This is a genomic window from Xanthomonas sp. NCPPB 3200 (assembly GCF_056393585.1).
Genome location: NZ_CM150785.1, coordinates 1,043,010 through 1,058,871 on the forward strand (window position 1 = coordinate 1,043,010; position 15,862 = coordinate 1,058,871).

The 15,862-nt window shown below is 66.8% G+C and carries 18 protein-coding genes; 4 read left to right on the plus strand and 14 right to left on the minus strand.

Features of this window, described 5'->3' with window-relative positions; all coding sequences use genetic code 11:
• Positions 1 to 34: 34 nt before the first annotated feature.
• The 5 genes from AC06DU_RS04380 to AC06DU_RS04400 all read right to left on the minus strand — a co-directional run bounded on the left by AC06DU_RS04380 (position 35) and on the right by AC06DU_RS04400 (position 3,784).
• Positions 35 to 862: a p-hydroxycinnamoyl CoA hydratase/lyase gene (locus AC06DU_RS04380; protein ID WP_046345766.1), complete on the minus strand. Its 828-nt coding sequence runs from the start codon at positions 860 to 862 to the stop codon at positions 35 to 37.
• A gap of 34 nt (positions 863 to 896) precedes the next feature.
• Complete coding sequence (locus AC06DU_RS04385) at positions 897 to 1,370, minus strand: MarR family winged helix-turn-helix transcriptional regulator (RefSeq protein WP_024938266.1); 474 nt, start codon at positions 1,368 to 1,370, stop codon at positions 897 to 899.
• Positions 1,371 to 1,515: 145 nt separating this feature from the next.
• Positions 1,516 to 1,911 (minus strand): EF-hand domain-containing protein, encoded by a 396-nt coding sequence (locus tag AC06DU_RS04390; protein ID WP_039530569.1) that lies wholly within the window; start codon positions 1,909 to 1,911, stop codon positions 1,516 to 1,518.
• Positions 1,912 to 2,077: 166 nt separating this feature from the next.
• Complete coding sequence (locus AC06DU_RS04395; RefSeq protein ID WP_016900745.1) at positions 2,078 to 2,800, minus strand: hypothetical protein; 723 nt, start codon at positions 2,798 to 2,800, stop codon at positions 2,078 to 2,080.
• An 81-nt stretch (positions 2,801 to 2,881) separates the two neighbouring features.
• Entirely contained in the window at positions 2,882 to 3,784 is a 903-nt protein-coding gene (locus tag AC06DU_RS04400) for an SMP-30/gluconolactonase/LRE family protein (protein WP_478203677.1), read from the minus strand.
• 259 nt (positions 3,785 to 4,043) lie between these two features.
• Between AC06DU_RS04400 and AC06DU_RS04405 the strand changes: the two genes are divergently transcribed.
• Complete coding sequence (locus tag AC06DU_RS04405) at positions 4,044 to 5,153, plus strand: Gfo/Idh/MocA family protein (protein WP_046345768.1); 1,110 nt, start codon at positions 4,044 to 4,046, stop codon at positions 5,151 to 5,153.
• A 304-nt stretch (positions 5,154 to 5,457) separates the two neighbouring features.
• Here AC06DU_RS04405 and rlmM read toward each other — a convergent pair whose 3' ends face one another.
• From rlmM to AC06DU_RS04435, 6 genes are all read right to left on the minus strand, one after another.
• Entirely contained in the window at positions 5,458 to 6,501 is a 1,044-nt protein-coding gene (gene rlmM / locus AC06DU_RS04410; RefSeq protein ID WP_054591356.1) for a 23S rRNA (cytidine(2498)-2'-O)-methyltransferase RlmM, read from the minus strand.
• Positions 6,502 to 6,537: 36 nt separating this feature from the next.
• Positions 6,538 to 7,098, minus strand: a complete 561-nt coding sequence (locus AC06DU_RS04415; protein ID WP_065032014.1) for a nucleoside deaminase — start codon at positions 7,096 to 7,098, stop codon at positions 6,538 to 6,540.
• Positions 7,098 to 7,514: a hypothetical protein gene (locus tag AC06DU_RS04420; RefSeq protein ID WP_054591355.1), complete on the minus strand. Its 417-nt coding sequence runs from the start codon at positions 7,512 to 7,514 to the stop codon at positions 7,098 to 7,100. The genes AC06DU_RS04415 and AC06DU_RS04420 overlap by 1 nt, the downstream gene beginning before the upstream one ends.
• A 175-nt stretch (positions 7,515 to 7,689) precedes the next feature.
• Positions 7,690 to 7,962, minus strand: a complete 273-nt coding sequence (locus AC06DU_RS04425) for a hypothetical protein (protein ID WP_144422643.1) — start codon at positions 7,960 to 7,962, stop codon at positions 7,690 to 7,692.
• 40 nt (positions 7,963 to 8,002) lie between these two features.
• Complete coding sequence (locus AC06DU_RS04430) at positions 8,003 to 8,932, minus strand: DMT family transporter (RefSeq protein ID WP_104623370.1); 930 nt, start codon at positions 8,930 to 8,932, stop codon at positions 8,003 to 8,005.
• A 217-nt stretch (positions 8,933 to 9,149) separates the two neighbouring features.
• Positions 9,150 to 10,889 carry a glutamine--tRNA ligase/YqeY domain fusion protein gene (locus AC06DU_RS04435; RefSeq protein ID WP_478203678.1) on the minus strand — a complete coding sequence of 580 codons (1,740 nt, stop codon included), beginning with the start codon at positions 10,887 to 10,889 and terminating at the stop codon, positions 9,150 to 9,152.
• Positions 10,890 to 11,131: 242 nt separating this feature from the next.
• On the opposite strand from AC06DU_RS04435, the gene AC06DU_RS04440 reads away from it, so the two are divergent.
• Together AC06DU_RS04440 and AC06DU_RS04445 are read left to right on the plus strand one after the other, a co-directional pair.
• Complete coding sequence (locus AC06DU_RS04440) at positions 11,132 to 11,773, plus strand: glutathione S-transferase family protein (protein WP_024938257.1); 642 nt, start codon at positions 11,132 to 11,134, stop codon at positions 11,771 to 11,773.
• A 1-nt stretch (position 11,774) separates the two neighbouring features.
• Positions 11,775 to 12,005, plus strand: coding sequence for a putative signal transducing protein (locus tag AC06DU_RS04445; RefSeq protein ID WP_016900736.1), 231 nt, complete (start codon positions 11,775 to 11,777; stop codon positions 12,003 to 12,005).
• Between the two features lie 140 nt (positions 12,006 to 12,145).
• On the opposite strand, the gene AC06DU_RS04450 is transcribed toward AC06DU_RS04445, so the two are convergent.
• From AC06DU_RS04450 to AC06DU_RS04460, 3 genes are read right to left on the minus strand one after another with little or no spacing between them, the layout of a single operon-like run.
• On the minus strand, positions 12,146 to 12,610 hold the full coding sequence (locus tag AC06DU_RS04450) for a response regulator (protein WP_024938256.1): 465 nt from the start codon (positions 12,608 to 12,610) through the stop codon (positions 12,146 to 12,148).
• Complete coding sequence (locus AC06DU_RS04455) at positions 12,607 to 14,517, minus strand: ATP-binding protein (RefSeq protein ID WP_065032010.1); 1,911 nt, start codon at positions 14,515 to 14,517, stop codon at positions 12,607 to 12,609. Before AC06DU_RS04455 ends, AC06DU_RS04450 begins: the two co-directional genes overlap by 4 nt.
• Positions 14,514 to 15,221, minus strand: a complete 708-nt coding sequence (locus tag AC06DU_RS04460; protein WP_478203679.1) for a helix-turn-helix transcriptional regulator — start codon at positions 15,219 to 15,221, stop codon at positions 14,514 to 14,516. Before AC06DU_RS04460 ends, AC06DU_RS04455 begins: the two co-directional genes overlap by 4 nt.
• 124 nt (positions 15,222 to 15,345) lie before the next feature.
• Between AC06DU_RS04460 and AC06DU_RS04465 the strand changes: the two genes are divergently transcribed.
• Positions 15,346 to 15,861 carry an SgcJ/EcaC family oxidoreductase gene (locus AC06DU_RS04465; RefSeq protein WP_024938253.1) on the plus strand — a complete coding sequence of 172 codons (516 nt, stop codon included), beginning with the start codon at positions 15,346 to 15,348 and terminating at the stop codon, positions 15,859 to 15,861.
• The last annotated feature ends 1 nt before the right edge of the window (position 15,862 follow it).

Sequence of the window (15,862 nt, forward strand, 5' to 3'; positions counted from 1 at the left end):
CTGCGCGCATCGCTTCAGGCGCCGTAGGACGTGCTCAGGCGCTGTTTTTGGTCAGGTCGTATTCGCCCAGGCCAGGCTTGTAGCTTTTCTCGTCGATGAACTGACGGATGCCTTCCTTGCGGGCGTTGTTGTCGAACGAATTGGCCGCTTCCTGCATGCGCACCAGGTAATCTTCGGCTTCGTCGTAGGTCATGGTGCCGACCCGGCGCACCGCATCTTTTGCGTACTTCAGCGCGACCGGGTTCTTCCTGAGCAGCAGCTCGGCCACCTCGCGCGTGCGCGCTTCCAGCCGTTCCAGCGGCACGCTTTCGTTGACCAGGCGCCATTCGGCGGCCTTCTTGCCGTCGACCATCTCGCCGGTCAGCGTCATCCACATCGCATCGCGCATGGACAGCAGTTCCACCGCGACCTTGGTGACGCCGCCACCGGGCAGGATGCCCCAGTTGATTTCCGACAGGCCGAACTGCGCCTCGTCGGCGGCGATCGCCAGATCGCAGGCGAACAACGGCCCGAAGCCGCCACCGAAACACCAGCCGTTGACCATCGCGATGGTGGGTTTCTGGTACCAGCGCAGGCGGCGGAACCAGCCATAGGATTCGCGCTGCGAGCGACGCACGCCGCGCAGGCCCTGGGCCTCGGTCTCGCGGAAATATTCCTTCAGGTCCATGCCGGCCGACCAGGCGGTGCCTTCGCCACCGAGCACCAGCACGCCGACGTTGTCGTCGAATTCCAGCTCGTCCAGCACGTCCATCATGCGGCGGTTGAGCGCCGGGCTCATCGCATTGCGTTTGTCGGGGCGTGCGAACTTCACCCAGGCAATGCGGTTTTCGATGCGGACCGATACCACGTCATGCTCGTTCAAGCGGCGTCTCCTTCGAGTCGGTACAGAGTGGAAGTCACAGTTCTTCGGCGAGCGCGGCGTCCGGCACGTTTGCCCGTTCCAACGTGGCGCTGGCGTTCAACTTGCAGAGTAGGCGCAGCAAGGTCTGCTGCTCGCTGGCCTGCAGGCCGGTGCAGGTGCGCGCGACCGCCCGCGCCAGGCAGCCCTGCGCGGTGCCGAGCGTGCGCTCGCCAAGCGGGGTGAGGTACAGGCCCTTGCTGCGTCGGTCGCGGCCGGCCAGGCGCTCGATCAGGCCCTGCTCGGCCAGTGCGTTGGCGATCTTCATACCGGCAGCGCGATTGACCAGCAGGCGGTTGCCCAGTTCGGTCTGGTCGCAGCCGGGCTGGTCGCGGATATGGATCAAGGCGGTGACGCGCGCCGGGGTCAGGTGCAGTTCGGCCAGTTCCTGGCGCGCGGCGTGGCTGGAGGCCAGGGTCGCCAGTTGCAATTGATAGCCAAGGTCTGCGGCAAGGGCCAGGCGAGCGCTCATCGATCCATCCAAATTGTATCCGTTAAATACAATCTAGCCGACCGAAGCGGGCACTGCAAGAGGTTGTGGCGGTCATAAACGAAGGGCCGTGCGCGCCTGCGTAGCGCGGACGCGCGCGGCCCTGTTTGCGATGCTGCCGAATGCCTTACTGGATCAGCCAGCCGGCCAGCTGTTCGCGGCTCAGGTGGCCGCTGTGCTGGGTGTCGAGCGCGTCGAATTCATCGGCCAGTGCCGGGTTGGCCTGTGCCTCGGCGCGGCTGATGCTGCCGTCGCCATCGGTATCCATGGCCTGGAAGTCGATGCGGTAGCTGCCGACCACGCTGTTGGGCTGGATCGAGCGCACGATCACGCTGGACTCGCCGCGCGGGCGCTCCAGCTGGGCCTGATGGGTGACCTCACCGCTGGACAGCGGCTGGGTGCGAATCACATTGGGCACATCGATCAGCGGCATGCTGCTGGCCGGCGTTGGCGCCTGTTGCGCGAGCGCGTGGCCGCCAAGCAACAGCAATACGGAAAACGAAACGGTACGAACGGTGGTCATCAGATCCCCCTGATGTGGAACAGCCCGCAAGCATAGAGGCTGTCGGGCGTCCTGAGGTGTGCAACGTGCGCTCGGGCTGACGGCAGTGCAGCGTGCGCGATGCGGCATCGGCAACCGGAACCCATGGCCGCAGCGCACCGTCGCACGCCGCATCCAGGACAGCGGCTCAGCCGGGGATGAATGGAAACACGATTTTCAACAAGCCCTTCAGACCGCCCTCGGCAGTGCTGGCCACGGCCTTGGCGCCCAGGCTGTTGAGCGCGCGCCGTACGTCTTCCCAACGCACCTGCGCGATATCCTTCTTCAACAGGTCCGCCACTTCTTCGGCGGTGGGCGTGAGCTTTTGCAGTTCGCGCACGGTGGCCTGCGGATCCGGTTGCAGATAGCCCCAGCGCTCGGCGACTTTCAGCAGCGTGTCGAAGCGTACCGCGACCACTTCGCGATTGCGCTCGTACACCGGCAAGGCACCCACATCCAGGATGGCCTGTTCGAATTGCTGCGCATCGTCCGGGTGCTCGATGCGTACCGCCAGAAAGCCTTCCTTGCGGCTACGCTCGCTGACGTGCTTGGCACCGGAGCGCAGGTTGTCTTCGGTGAGCACGTTGGCGACGATGCGCTGCATTGCAGCGTCGCCTTCCTCGGGTACCAGCGAGCGCCAGCGCGCATAGCCGTCACGACGCAGCGCCTTGACCTTGGCCGAGGTCACCCGCAGCTGCAGCGCGACCATCGCGTTGGAGCTGTTGCGCGAGATGGCGCCGTCGCGTTCGAGCAGCACGAAGATCAGCAATTCCAGATCGCGCTTGGTCAGCGATTGGAATCCCTGCAGCAGGGTCAGGCGCAGGAATTCGTTGCCGAAGGCCGCCGCGTCCTTGAGTTCGATCGGTTGCATGGGGAGTCCTCCACGGGTGACCTGCAGGATGCCAGGACGCTGTTGCGCGACCTGAGAACCGTTGCGACGCGCGCAGCAGTTTCAGCGTCCGGTTTCGCGGCCCGGACGATCGGACCTGAACGTTTCAACTGCGCCACGATCCTGCAAGGTGACGAACACCTGTTTGCCATCGGTGCCGCCGAACGCGACGTTGCTGGCCTTGCGGCCTTTCAACGCGACCGTGCGCAGCAACTTGCCCTGCGGCGAGACCACCGCGATCTGCCCGGCATCGTAGCGGGCGATATAGAGGTTGCCGTCGGCATCGCAACGCATGCCATCCATGCCGAAGTCCGGGAAGCTGATCAGCAGGCGCTTGTTGCGCAGGCCGCCGTCGACGCGGTCGTATACCCATACCTTGCGCGACATGCTTTCGTTGACGTAGAGATGCTTGCCGTCGGGGCTGACGTCCAGCCCGTTGGGAGTGGTCATGCCCGATTCCATCAACGCGACGACGCCCTCGCGGCTGATGTGCCACAGGCGGCCGCTGTTGTCCTTCCAGTTCGGGTCGCTTGCATAGAAGCTGCCATCGGGCGCGATCGCCAGATCGTTGGGGCCGTCGGCGTCGGGCAGCGAGGCGAAGGTGCTGACCGCACGCGTCTGCAGGTTCACCTGCAGGATCTTGTGGCCGGTGAAGTCGGCCACGTACATCGTCCCGTCGCGGAAGCGGATGCCATTGCCGGTACTGCCCTCGGGCAGGGTCACGAAGACCTCTGCCTTGGCGCTGCCATCGGCGTGCAGGGCAATGCGCGCGATGGTGCCGTCCTTGCCCAGATTCACCGCATAGAGCGCGCCATCCGGTCCGGCGGCAGGACCTTCGGCATTGTGGGTGAAGGTGCCGTCGCCGATCAGGTCGCGCGCGACGAAGGGCGCATCGGCAGCGATCGCCAGCGAGCTGGACAACAGCAACGCCAATGGCAGGAAACGGCGGCGGACGACAGCGGTCATGCGGCATGCTCCAGATGGGATCGTTGCCAGTGTGCCAGAACGTGCGCAGCGGCCATGGCGGTGATCACGCACGATCAAGTAAGGTGCCCGGGCAGCATTGGCCGACGAGCGACCAACAGCAGCACTGCGCCCATCTGCGGGCAGTGTGAGTGGGCGCGCTGCGGCATGTACCTACTGACACTCCGTGCGAGTGTGTCGTCGTCGCTGACGACCGCATGCGATGGTGTCAGCCGCTCTCAATCTTGCCAAGGAGGTTTGCATGTCCGTGGAATCGATCACACGTCGCCGTTTGCTCGCCGCGTTCGGCAGTGCAGGCATCCTGCTTGCTGCGCCCGGCTGGGCATTGCCGAAGAAAAAGCCGGGCAAGCCGCTCAACGTGGCGTTGGCCGGCCTGGGTAGTTATGCCAGCGAACAGCTCGCGCCGGGCCTGGCATTGACCAAGCATTGCAGGCTGGCCGGCATCGTCACCGGCACGCCCGCGAAGATTCCGCAGTGGCAGGCCAAGTACGGCATCGCCGACCGCAACGTCTACAACTACGAGAACTTCGACCGGATCGCCGACAACGACGACATCGACGTGGTGTACATCGTCACGCCGACCCATCTGCATGCGCCGCTGACGCTGCGGGCGGCGGCGGCCGGCAAGCACGTCTGGTGCGAAAAGCCGATGGCGATGCATGCCGGCGAATGCGAGGCGATGATCGCGGCGTGCAAGCGCAACAAGGTGGCGCTGACGATCGGTTACCGCATGCAGCACGAACCCAACACGCGTCGCCTGATCGCGATGGCCAGCGAAAAACCGTTCGGCGCGATGCAGCGTGTGCGCGCCGAGGCCGGGTACAACGGCTATCACGATGCGACCAAGGCCGATCGTCCGTGGCGCTTGCGCTCCCAGTTCGGCGGCGGGGCGATGTACGACATGGGCGTGTACCCGCTCAACGCCGCGCGCTACACGGTGGGCAGCGAGCCATTGGCCGTGACTGCCAAGCGCTGGACCGATCGCCCCGAGCTGTTCGACGAAGTCGACGAGCATATGGACTTCACCCTGGAATTCCCGAACGCGGTGCGTGCCGAGTGCAAGACCAGCTTCGGCAACAACATGAACGTGCTGCGTGCCGAATGCGAACGCGGCTGGTACGAGTTGTCGCCGTTCCAGAGCTACCAGGGCGTGACCGGCAAGGCCAGCGACGGGCGCGTGTTCGACGCCAAGGTGCCGCACCAGCAGGCACTGCAGATGGACGAGGACGCGCTGGCGATCATCAACGGCACCCCGCTGCGCGCGCCCGGCGAAGAAGGCCTGCGCGACATCCGCATCGTCGATGCGATCTACCGCTCTGCCCGCGAGGGCAGCAAGCGAATCGTGCTCTGATCGCGCCTAAGCTCCGTCAATCGACGGAGCTGCCCGCCGAAGCGAAACGGGCAGGCTGGCGCGCACCAGCCTGCCACGATGAAGTCCCCAAGGGCCGTGCAGTCGACTACCAAAAAGCGGCTACCCAGCAATCACGCCAGATTGCCATCAGTGCGACTGGCGCAGGTGAATCACCACACCAGCTCCCGCGATACCCGCCAGCACCCACCGCAATAACAACGCCACCAATCCGCGCTTTTACGATTCCCGATTCCCGATTCCCGAATCCCAGCTCTTACGATTCCCCAATCCCGATTCCCCGCTCTCAACCCCGCATCGCCAACACCGTGATCTCCTCACGATCGTGATACAGCTGCTTGGCACGCACGATCAGCGATTTCTCGGCCTGCTGCTCGAACAGGTCCAGGCACAGGCGGGTTTCGTCCCAGCGCTTTTTCATCGGCAGCTTGAGGTTGAAGATGGTGTTGCGGCACCAGCCTTCGCGGATCCAGGTGGCCATGCGTTCGGCCACGCGGCGCGGTTGCTCGACCATGTCGCAGACCATCCAGTCCAGTGCCTGCGCAGGCTTCCAATGAAAGCCGTCGGCACGCAGATGCTCGACCAGGCCGGTCTCCAGCACATGCTCGCGTAGCGGGCCGTTGTCGACGCTGGTGACATGCACATGCTGGCGGGTGAGCACCCAGGTCCAGCCGCCGGGGGCCGCGCCCAGGTCGGCGGCGCGCATGCCGGGTTTGACCAGCGCTTCGCGTTCGTCCGGTGCGAGCAGGGTGAGCAGGGCTTCGTCGAGCTTGAGCGCCGAGCGCGATGGCGCCTCCGGCAACAGCTTCAAGCGTGGAATGCCCAGAGGCCAGGGCGCGCTGTCGGCACTGTCGGCCACTGCCAGCAAGGCGTGGTCGCCATCGAGAAAACAGATATGCAGCCGTGCCAGGCGCGGCTGCGGCTTGTCGGTGAGCAGGCCGGCCTTGCGCAAGGCCGGACGCAAGGCGTTGCCGAAGCTGCGCGCCAGCCCTGCCAGCGGCTTGCCCGCGTCCGAATCCGGGTGTTCCACCCACAGATCGCCGAAACGCGGCTGGCCTTCCAGTGCGGCCAGGATCGGCGTGATGCGGTCCTTGGGGTCGATGCCCTTGAGTTCGGCAATCACCACCAGCTTCTGCCGCGCGAAGATCAGCTCGCGCCAGTGCAGCCTGGCAGCCAGTTGTGCGGCCTCATCGCAGACGAACAGCACATAGCCGTCGTTGCGCTGGGTACGCGCATAGCCGGCGATGCCGACGAATGCGGCGCGCGCGCTCAACTCGGCGGCCAGCTCCGGCTCGAAGCCCTGGCGGCAGTAACACAGCAGGCCGCTCATCGCAGTGCCTGGCGTGCGCGATCGCTGCGGGGCAGATCAGTAATGGTCACCGCCGCCCTCGCCATAGTTGCGCAGTACCGCGCAGGCCTGGTCGCGATGCACGTCGCGCACCACCTCGATGCCGCGGCGGGTGAGCTCGCCCACCCAGTCGGCAGGCAACGGGCCTTCGTCGAATTCGGTCAGCGCCATCACGTCTTCGGCGCGTGCGCCGATCAGCAGCCGGTCGATGCCGGCCCACACCGTGGCGCCGTAGCACTGGCAGCACGGCTGCGCGGAGGTGGCCAGCGTTACCGGCGACAGCACATCGTTCAGGCGCGGCGTCTGCAGGCGCTGCTGCGCGAGCATGTAGGCCATGTTTTCGGCATGCGCCAGCGAGGTGGTCTGCGGCACCACGCGGTTCACCGCCGCGGCGATGATGCGGTGGTCCGGGCCGAACACGATCGCACCGAACGGGCCGCCGCTGCGCTCTTGCACATTCATCCGCGACAGTTCGATTGCCAGCGCCACCTTGTCCTCGTCGCTGGGATAGGCGCGGCTGTCGTCGACATGCGCGTGGATCCAGTCGGGCAGCGTGAGGTGGACTTGCGCGTAAAGCATCAGTGGACCATTTCTGTAGAGGGGGGAGCGGGGCGCAGTGTATCGGCCTGGGCGTCCTTTGCGGCACATTGCCCGGCCACGCACTGGCAGGCACTGATCTCGCGGAAGCCGCACACGCTCATCATGCCGCTGGCCTGGCACTGCGCCATCACGCCTTTGGGGTCGGTGGCACTGTTGACGTTGACGCAGGCCGGGAAGGCGCCGCAGCAGTTGCCCACGTTCTTCACCGTGCAATCGGCGTCGGTGCGGCAGGTGGTGGTCACGGTGACCGGTTTGCCGGTGGCCGGGCCACTTGCCGAGCCGGTCGCCGGAGGCGGCGCGGCGGTATCGGCCGGCGGTGCGGCCACACAGCCGGTCGACACCAGACAGGCCAGCAGCAACAACGTGCTCAGACACCGGGACAAAAGACGGGACATGCGGCCGCTCCGATCAGACAGGTGAGCGGCCATGGTAAGCCCCGGATGCGCGGAATGTGGCGCGCGCTGGATCAGCTACGGAAAACCCCGCGATCCAGGCCCTGCACGCGTTGCGGCTGACGACCCTGGCCGGGGCGCGGCGTGCGACCGCAACACGCCTGCAGCCTCAATGCAGTCAACGCTGTCTGCGCAGCGCCCGCTGGCAGCGCGTGGCAAGGTCCAGTTGCTGCATGCTTTCGTCGCGGCGATCGCTGGGCAGATCGTCATCTGGCCGGCCCGGAAGAAGCGTGCAGAACACCTCGGCCGGGGTCACCGCGTTCGAGACGGGTGGCTGCGGCGAGCAGGCCGCCAGGCCGAACGACAGCGAAAACACCGCGCTGCGCAGCGTGTTTGCAGGCGGGCGTGGACATGGTTGTGGGAGGCACATGGCGGCGTTGCTGGCGGACACAGCCTGCAATCTAGGCCGCTGCGTGCATCAGGTGCCGGCGTCATTTCGCTTCCGCATGCAGTGCTGCGCACCACAGCACGCCGACCAGCAGGCAGGCGATGGCGGCCAGCTCCAGTGGCGTGGGCAGGCGCATTTCCCAGGCAAAGCCGTACAGCAACGCAAAGACCGTCTCGAACACGATCATCTGGCCAACCAAAGTCAGCGGCAGCACCCGGCTGGCCCGGTTCCACAAGGCGTTGCCGATCACCGAGGCCAGGATGCCCAGCAACAGCGAAATACCCCAGAAACTGGCCCAGTCGATCGGCGCATGTGGCGCGCTGCCGATCAGTGCGGCCGGCGCCAGCAATAGCGCCAATGCGCCGGTGACCACGCCGGTCAGCAGCGACCAATCGCCACCGGACAGGTCCGGGCGCCGCCGCAGCCAGCGCGCATTGCCGATCGAATAGGCCGACCACGACACCAGTGCACCGACTGCGCACAGCAGGCCGGCGATGCGGGTGGCGCGATCGCTGGCGTGGTGAGCGGCATCGTGTTGCAAGGTGTCCAGGGCGACCAGCGCCACGCCGATGACGCACAACACGCAGGGCGCGGCCAGGCGTCGCAGTTGCACCGCGCCTGCGGCCCGCGTGCCGATCACGGTGACCACCACCGGCAGCAGGCCGATGATCAGTGCGGTCGCCGCACTGCCGGCCCACTGCACCGCGCTGCCGAGCAGCACGTAATAGATCAGGTTGCCCAACAGGCTCAGACGCACCAGCGCCCACCATTCGGCGCGCCCCAGCCGCGCAGCGGTCTGGCGCGCGCGCGGTGCCAGCACCAGGGCTGCGACCGCGCCATACGACAGGTAACGGGCAACGGCCAGTTGCAACGGCGTGAACGCCGCCAGCAACTGCGGCGCCAGAAACACCAGTCCCCATAACGCACCTGCGCCGATGCCGCAGGCAACACCCACCATCAAGCGCTCACGCATCGTGCTGCTCCTTCATGCCATGCAGCATGCAACGAAGTGCGGCAGGCAGTCTCCATTGCGCTTGTTCATCAACTCAGAAGATACCGCTCTGAGGCGCCGTCCCCACTGGCTGCATCACGCGTGATGACCACAATGGGTGCGCCGATCGCCGCAGGCCTCGCTGCGGCTGCCTGCTGCCGTTCCCGCGCCGGATGGCTGGCATCCGGCGCGGTCTGACTCACTTGGCCCAGGTGTCGCGCAGGGTCACGCTGCGGTTGAACACCGGCGTGGCGGCGCTATGGTCGCGGCGATCGGCAACGAAGTAGCCGGTACGCTCGAACTGGAACGACTGCTCGGGTGCGGCCTGTGCCGCGCTCGGCTCCACATAGCCGCGCACGCTGCGCTTGGACTCGGGGTTGAGATGGTCGCGGTAGGTCTTGCCCTCGGACTCGTCATCGGGCTTTTCCACCGAGAACAGGCGGTCGTACAGGCGGATTTCCGCTTCCACCGCATGCGCGGCGCTGACCCAATGGATGGTGCCCTTGACCTTGCGGTTGGCGCCTTCCATGCCCGGACGCGACTCCGGGTCCAGCCAGCCACGCAGCTCGACGATCTCGCCTGCGTCGTTCTTGATCACCTCGTCCACGCGCGCAATGCCTGCGCCGCGCAGGCGGATCTCGCCGTCGGGCACCAGGCGCTTCCAGCCCTTGGGCGGGACTTCGGCAAAATCCTCGCGCTCGATCCACAGCTCGCGTGAGAACGGCACCTCGCGCGTGCCGAAGGATTCGTCCTTGGGATGGTTGGAAAAGCTCAGCGTCTCGCTGTGGCCTTCCGGCAGATTGGTCAACACCAGCTTGAGCGGGTCGACTACGGCCATGCGGCGCGCCGCGGCCGCATCCAGATCCTCGCGCAGGCAGCCTTCCAGCACCGAGAAATCGATCAGCGAGTTCTGCTTGCTGATCCCCACCCGGTCCACGAACAGGCGCATCGCCGCCGGCGTATAGCCGCGCCGGCGCAGGCCCTGCAGCGTGTACATGCGCGGGTCGTCCCAGCCGTCCACCAGCTGTTCTTCCACCAGCGCGGTGAGCTTGCGCTTGCTCATCACCGTGTAGTTGATGTTCAGCCGCGAGAACTCGATCTGGCGCGGCTTGGCGGCCTCGCGCGGCAGGCCCTTGTCCAGCAGCGGCTGCAGCAGCTCCGGATGCGCGGCCAGGTCCACCTTGTCCACGCACCAGTCGTAGAGCGGGCGGTGGTCTTCGAATTCCAGCGTGCACAGCGAATGGGTGATGCCTTCCACCGCATCGCCCAGCGAATGCGCGAAGTCGTACATCGGGTAGATCGGCCACGCATTGCCGGTGTTCTGATGCTCGACATGCTTGATGCGGTACAGCGCCGGGTCGCGCAGGTTGATGTTGCCGCTGGCCATGTCGATCCTGGCGCGCAGGGTGCGTGCGCCATCGGGGAATTCGCCGGCACGCATGCGCCGGAACAGGTCCAGGTTTTCCTCGACGCTGCGCTCGCGGAACGGCGAATTGCGGCCGGGCTCGGTCAGCGTGCCGCGGTATTCGCGCACCTGCTCGGCGGACAGGTCGCAGACGAAGGCATGGCCGTCGCGGATCAGTTTTTCCGCGGCCAGGTAATACACCTGGAAATAATCCGATGCGTGGCGCAGCTGCGCCCACTCGAACCCCAGCCAGCGCACGTCGTCCTGGATGGCGACCACGAACTCGGGGTCTTCCTTGGCCGGGTTGGTGTCGTCCAGGCGCAGATTGCACAGCCCGCCGAACTCGGCGGCCAGGCCGAAATCCAGGCAGATCGCCTTGGCGTGGCCGATATGCAGATAGCCGTTGGGCTCGGGCGGGAAGCGGGTGCGGATGACCGTGTGCTTGCCGCTGGCCAGATCCTCGCGGACGATCTGGCGGATGAAGTCTTTCTTCTCCGCCGGGGCGGTGGCGTTGGTGGCTAGGGTCTCGGACATGCGCGCATCAGCAATAGGTAAACCGCAAGTTTAGGCGGTGGCACCGGTTAGGGGTAGGCGGCGTGTCGGGGCCGGCCATCGCGCGCCACCTGCGCGCGGTGGTCCTGCGCGCAAGCGCCTTGCTGCCGGGGCCTGCATGGCTGGCCGCAGCCAGGCCGGCTGCCATCGGCAGGCGGCACGGCGGGCTGGCCGGCACCGCCGCCGGCGCGTACGCTGCGGCGATCCTTCGGAGTGCCCCACGCATGCCTTTGCCCCGCCTGGTGATCGGCGACAAGACCCTGTCCTCCTGGTCGCTGCGCCCGTGGCTGCTGCTGCGGCATTTCCAGGTACCGTTCGAAGAGATCGCGCTGCCGCTGGATACGCCGCAATTCCAGGCCCGCATCGCCGGTTATTCGCCCACCCGCAAGGTACCGGTGCTGTGGGACGACACCCTGCATGTCTGGGATTCGCTGGCGATCTGCGAATACGTCAACGAACGCTGGCTGGATGGCCGCGGCTGGCCGTCCGAGCTGTCCGTGCGCGCGCAGGCCCGCGCCGCGGCGGCGGAAATGCACTCGGGCTTTGTGGACTTGCGCACCCAGCTGCCGATGAACCTGGCCCGCGCGCCTGGCCCGGCCCGCTGGGACGCGGCTGCCGAGCGCGATATCACCCGCATCCAGGCGCTGTGGGCCAGCCTGCGCGCCGAGCATGGCCATGCCGGGCAGTTCCTGTGCGGCGACTTCGGTATCGTCGATGCGATGTTCGCCCCGGTCGCGCTGCGTTTTGCCAGCTACGGCGTGCCGTTGTTCGAGGCTGCCGGCGATTACCTGGCCGCACTGGATGCATTGCCGGCACTGCGCGAGTGGAAGCAGGACGCCGCGCGCGAACGCCTGGAGCGCGGCTGACATGCAGATCGCGTATCGCGCCAGTCACATCATCGACGCGCATCTGGCCAAGCACGCGCTGGAGGATGCCGGCATCACCGCTTTCGTGTTTGGCGAGTCGCTCTTGGGCGGTGCCGGGGAACTGCCTGCCTTCGGCGTGCTGCAGGTCTGCGTGGCCGACCTGCACCTGAGCCAGGCACAGGCGGTACTGGCAGAGATCGGCCTGTGCGGCGAGGTCACCCGCGCGCTGTAGCGCAGCGCCCGTCGCAGGAGCGCACCCGGGCGCGACGTGGCGTTCATCGGCACAGCCACGTCGCGCCCGGGTGCGCTCCTACGCTGGTGTTATCGGCACAGCCTCGGCGCGCCCGGGTGCGCTCCTACGATGTGCGCGCGTCATTCCGGCTGGCGCCACCCTGGCGGCGCCGCATCCGGTGCGGCCAGCGCCCGCAGGCGTTTGAACAGCACGGTAGTTTCGGCCACGTTCCAGACCCGCAGCGCGACCTCGAAGGTGTCCAGCGGCTTGGTCAGGAAGTCCTTGGCGCCCAGGCCCAGGGCGCGATGGCGCGCGCTGCGGCTGGGGTCGGCGGTGAGCACGATCACCGGCAGGAAGTGGCCGGGATCGGACAGCCGCGCCAGCTGTTCCAGCAGTGCATAGCCGTCGAGTTCCGGCATCTTCAGATCCAGCAGGATCAGGTCCGGCGCGAATGCCGACACCAGCCCCATCACCCGCAATGGGTCGGTGGTGGCGATGACCTGCTGGAAGCCCTCGCGCTGCAGCAGGTCTTCGAGCAGCCGCACATTGGCCGGCTCGTCGTCGACGATGAGGATGCGGGAACCCAGGATTTCGTCGCGTGTCATGCCAGCAGCCCGTCGATCACAGTGAAGAATTCCGCCACATCGAGCGGCTTGGTCAGATACGCGCGCACGCCCTGATTGCCGACGCGCGCCAGGGTGGCGGTGGTGGCATCGGCACTGATCACCACCACCGGCACGCCGGCGGTGCCCGGTTGCGCCTGCAGCTCGCGCAGCAGTTCTTCGCCGTTGCCGTCGCTCAGATGCAGGTCCAGCAGGATCAGGTCCGGCACGCCGTGCTGCAGCAGCGCGCGCGCCTGCGCCAGGCTGGCCGCTTCCAGCAGCTGCCATTGCGGGCGGCGTTCGCTGAGGGTGCGGATCAGGGCCTGGTTGGACGGGTTGTCTTCGATGCTCAGCAGCCGGCACACGCCCGTGCCCGCGTTACTCGGCGGCACGATGGCGCGCGCCGGCTCGCTGCGTTGCGGTTCGCCCTGCGGCAGCGAGATCCAGAAGCGCGCGCCATCGCGGCTGCTGTCCACGCCGATGCGCCCGCCCATCGCCTCGATCAGCCGCTTGCTCAGTGCCAGGCCCAGGCCGGTGCCTTCCACCGCCGAGCGCTCGGCACCCAGCCGCTCGAACGGCGTGAACAGCCGCTCGATCTGCGCCGGCGTCAGGCCCGCGCCCTGGTCGGCGACCGTGATGCGCACCTGCTCGCCATCCGGCCGCGCGCTCACCTGCACCTGGCCGCCGGTGCGATTGAACTTGACCGCGTTCGACAGCAGGTTGAGCAATACCTGGCGCAGTCGCTGCGCATCGGCGCGCACCGTCCACGGCCCGTCGATGGCAGCCGGCTGCAGCGCGATGCCGTGCTTGTCCGCGTCCGGGGCGATCAGGCCCAGCGCCTCGTGGACGGCCGCGCGCACCGAGACCGGCTCCGGGCTCAGATCCAGTTGGTCGGCTTCGATCCGCGCAATGTCCAGCAGCTCGGTGATCAGCCCCAGCAGGTGCCGGCCGGCGCCGAGAATATGCTGCAGATGACGGCGATGCCCGGGCTCGGGCAGATCCATTTCCAGCACCTGCGCATAGCCCAGGATCGCATTGAGCGGCGTGCGCAATTCGTGGCTGCTGCGCGACAGGAATTCGGTCTTTGCACGGTTGGCGGTTTCTGCCTCGCGCCGTGCCAGTTGCGCTTCGGCGGCACGTGCGGCGAGCAGTTCGCTGGCCTGCGCCAGGCGCTGGCCGACCTGGCCCAGCTCGTCGCCGGCGCGCGGTTGCGGCGCCAGCGGCAGGCCTTCGCCCAGCCGGTCGGCATTGGCGGCCAGCGTGCGCAGGCGTCCGGACAGTGCCGAGGCGAACCACGCCACCGCGAACACCGCGCCCAGGCCGCCCAGCATCGCCGCACTTAAAGTGATGATGAGATTGCGCTGGCGCAGCCCCTGCGCCTTGGCGGTACGTAGCTGCAATTGCGCGGTTTCGTAATTGCGCAGTTCGCGCAGTTCGGCACGCAGGATGTCGAGCTTGTACTTGCCGTCCCACAGCTGGCGGATCTCTTCTTCGCGGCTCAGATCCGGTGCCAGCAACCGGCGCCACCCCTGCATCTTTTCCGCAAACAACGGTTTGATGCGCGCAAACCGTTGCGCCTGCCCCGGGTCGGTGATGCGTTGCGACAGCCGCTCGGCCACCCGTTGCAGGCGCGGCTCGGCATCGCGGTATGGGGTAAGGAATTCATCGCGGCGCACCAGCCGATACCCGCGCACGCCGGCCGCGGTTTCGGCCAATAGCGCGTGTGCTTCGTACAGATCGCTCAACACCTCCAGCGTCTGCCGCACATCGTTTTCGGCGGCGATGTTCTGCCGCTCCACGCTGTAGATCGCCATCAGGGCCACCGCCAGCAGCAGCAGGGGCAGGGTCACCACCGCCAGGCTCTTGCGGGTGATCGGCCAATCGTTCCAACGCACCGCCATTGCATTCATAGCGCGAGTCCGGCTTGGACCGCGTACACCGCGGCCTGGGTGCGATCTTTTACCTCAAGTTTCTGCAGGATTCGCTCCACATGCACTTTGACCGTGCCGGGAGAAATCCCCAGTTCAGCTGCCAGCGTCGCATTGGTGAGGCCGCGCGGCAGCAGGGACAGTACCTGTTTCTCGCGCTTGCTGAGCGCGGCCAGGCGGTCGTCCTGCACCGGCTTGCGCCGACGCGTGGCGAGCGGTCTGGCCGGTTCGGCCACCATCGCCGGCAGCAGCAGTGCAAAGGCCTGCAGCGCCTGCACATCGTCGTTGCCGGGGGCGGGACGGGTGTCGTTCCAGGCCACGCACAGCATGCCAAGGGTGCTGCCCAGCGCCTGGATCGGCACCTTGGCCTCGCGGATATCGGCCGGGCGCGGTGGCATCAGCCAGGCCGCTTCATGGCTGTCGCCGGCTGCGCTGGCACCGGGCGGCAATGCGCGGCCGCGGCTGGCCAGCACCTGCGCGCGCGGCCCGCGCTGTGCCAGCACCGCGCCATGTTCCAGGCCCAGCAACAGCAGCACCCGGCCCAGTACCGCGTCGCAGGCCTGTTCCGGCGTCTGTGCCTGACGCAGCGCCACCGCGACTTCCCAGAGCGCCTGCCAGCGTGCGCTGTCGGATGCTTCGCGGCGTAGCGTCAGGCGCCAATCGCCAGCATTGGTAGGGGTTTCCATGAGTTCGCTCTAGGCCGATCAGCATATTTGAGTATATGCCAGTCGGCAGAATTGTTGGGGCCGCTTGGTTTCGATACTGCGCTTGCCCGATGCGGCAACCCCCTCAACCACACGGAGATTTCCCATGCGTCGCACTCTGTTCTCTCTGGTTCTGGCTCTGGCTGCCACCCCGGCGCTGGCTGGCGGCGTGATGCACTACACCGACAAGGCCACGTTGCCGGCCGGCGGCGAAGAACGCGAAGTCGCCGCGCTGTTCGACACCTGGAACGCGGCACTGGCTACCGGCAATCCGGACAAGGTGGCCGATCTGTATGCCCCGGACGGTGTGCTGCTGCCGACCGTGTCCAACGAGGTCCGCGCCTCGCGCGAGCAGATCGAAAAGTACTTCGAGATGTTCCTGACCAAGAAGCCGCAGGGCGTCGTCAACTACCGCACCGTGCGTGTGCTCGATGACGACAGCGCGGTGGATGCCGGCGTCTACACCTTCACGCTGACCGACAAGGACGGCAAGAAAACCGACGTGCAGGCGCGCTACACCTTCGTGTACGAGAAGCGCGACGGCAAGTGGCTGATCATCAATCACCACAGCTCGGCGATGCCGGAAGTGGACACCGCCACCGCCTCGGTGACCAGGAAGTAAC

Coding starts and splice junctions, on each gene's coding strand:
- AC06DU_RS04460 (WP_478203679.1), bottom strand. CDS start 15,221: ATGGAAACCCCTACCAATGCTGGCGATTGGCGCCTGACGCTACGCCGC.
- AC06DU_RS04420 (WP_054591355.1), bottom strand. CDS start 7,514: ATGTCCCGTCTTTTGTCCCGGTGTCTGAGCACGTTGTTGCTGCTGGCC.
- AC06DU_RS04465 (WP_024938253.1), top strand. CDS start 15,346: ATGCGTCGCACTCTGTTCTCTCTGGTTCTGGCTCTGGCTGCCACCCCG.
- AC06DU_RS04415 (WP_065032014.1), bottom strand. CDS start 7,098: ATGCTTTACGCGCAAGTCCACCTCACGCTGCCCGACTGGATCCACGCG.
- AC06DU_RS04430 (WP_104623370.1), bottom strand. CDS start 8,932: ATGCGTGAGCGCTTGATGGTGGGTGTTGCCTGCGGCATCGGCGCAGGT.
- AC06DU_RS04405 (WP_046345768.1), top strand. CDS start 4,044: ATGTCCGTGGAATCGATCACACGTCGCCGTTTGCTCGCCGCGTTCGGC.
- AC06DU_RS04440 (WP_024938257.1), top strand. CDS start 11,132: ATGCCTTTGCCCCGCCTGGTGATCGGCGACAAGACCCTGTCCTCCTGG.
- AC06DU_RS04450 (WP_024938256.1), bottom strand. CDS start 12,610: ATGACACGCGACGAAATCCTGGGTTCCCGCATCCTCATCGTCGACGAC.
- AC06DU_RS04395 (WP_016900745.1), bottom strand. CDS start 2,800: ATGCAACCGATCGAACTCAAGGACGCGGCGGCCTTCGGCAACGAATTC.
- AC06DU_RS04385 (WP_024938266.1), bottom strand. CDS start 1,370: ATGAGCGCTCGCCTGGCCCTTGCCGCAGACCTTGGCTATCAATTGCAA.
- rlmM (WP_054591356.1), bottom strand. CDS start 6,501: ATGAGCGGCCTGCTGTGTTACTGCCGCCAGGGCTTCGAGCCGGAGCTG.
- AC06DU_RS04435 (WP_478203678.1), bottom strand. CDS start 10,889: ATGTCCGAGACCCTAGCCACCAACGCCACCGCCCCGGCGGAGAAGAAA.
- AC06DU_RS04455 (WP_065032010.1), bottom strand. CDS start 14,517: ATGAATGCAATGGCGGTGCGTTGGAACGATTGGCCGATCACCCGCAAG.
- AC06DU_RS04390 (WP_039530569.1), bottom strand. CDS start 1,911: ATGACCACCGTTCGTACCGTTTCGTTTTCCGTATTGCTGTTGCTTGGC.
- AC06DU_RS04445 (WP_016900736.1), top strand. CDS start 11,775: ATGCAGATCGCGTATCGCGCCAGTCACATCATCGACGCGCATCTGGCC.
- AC06DU_RS04400 (WP_478203677.1), bottom strand. CDS start 3,784: ATGACCGCTGTCGTCCGCCGCCGTTTCCTGCCATTGGCGTTGCTGTTG.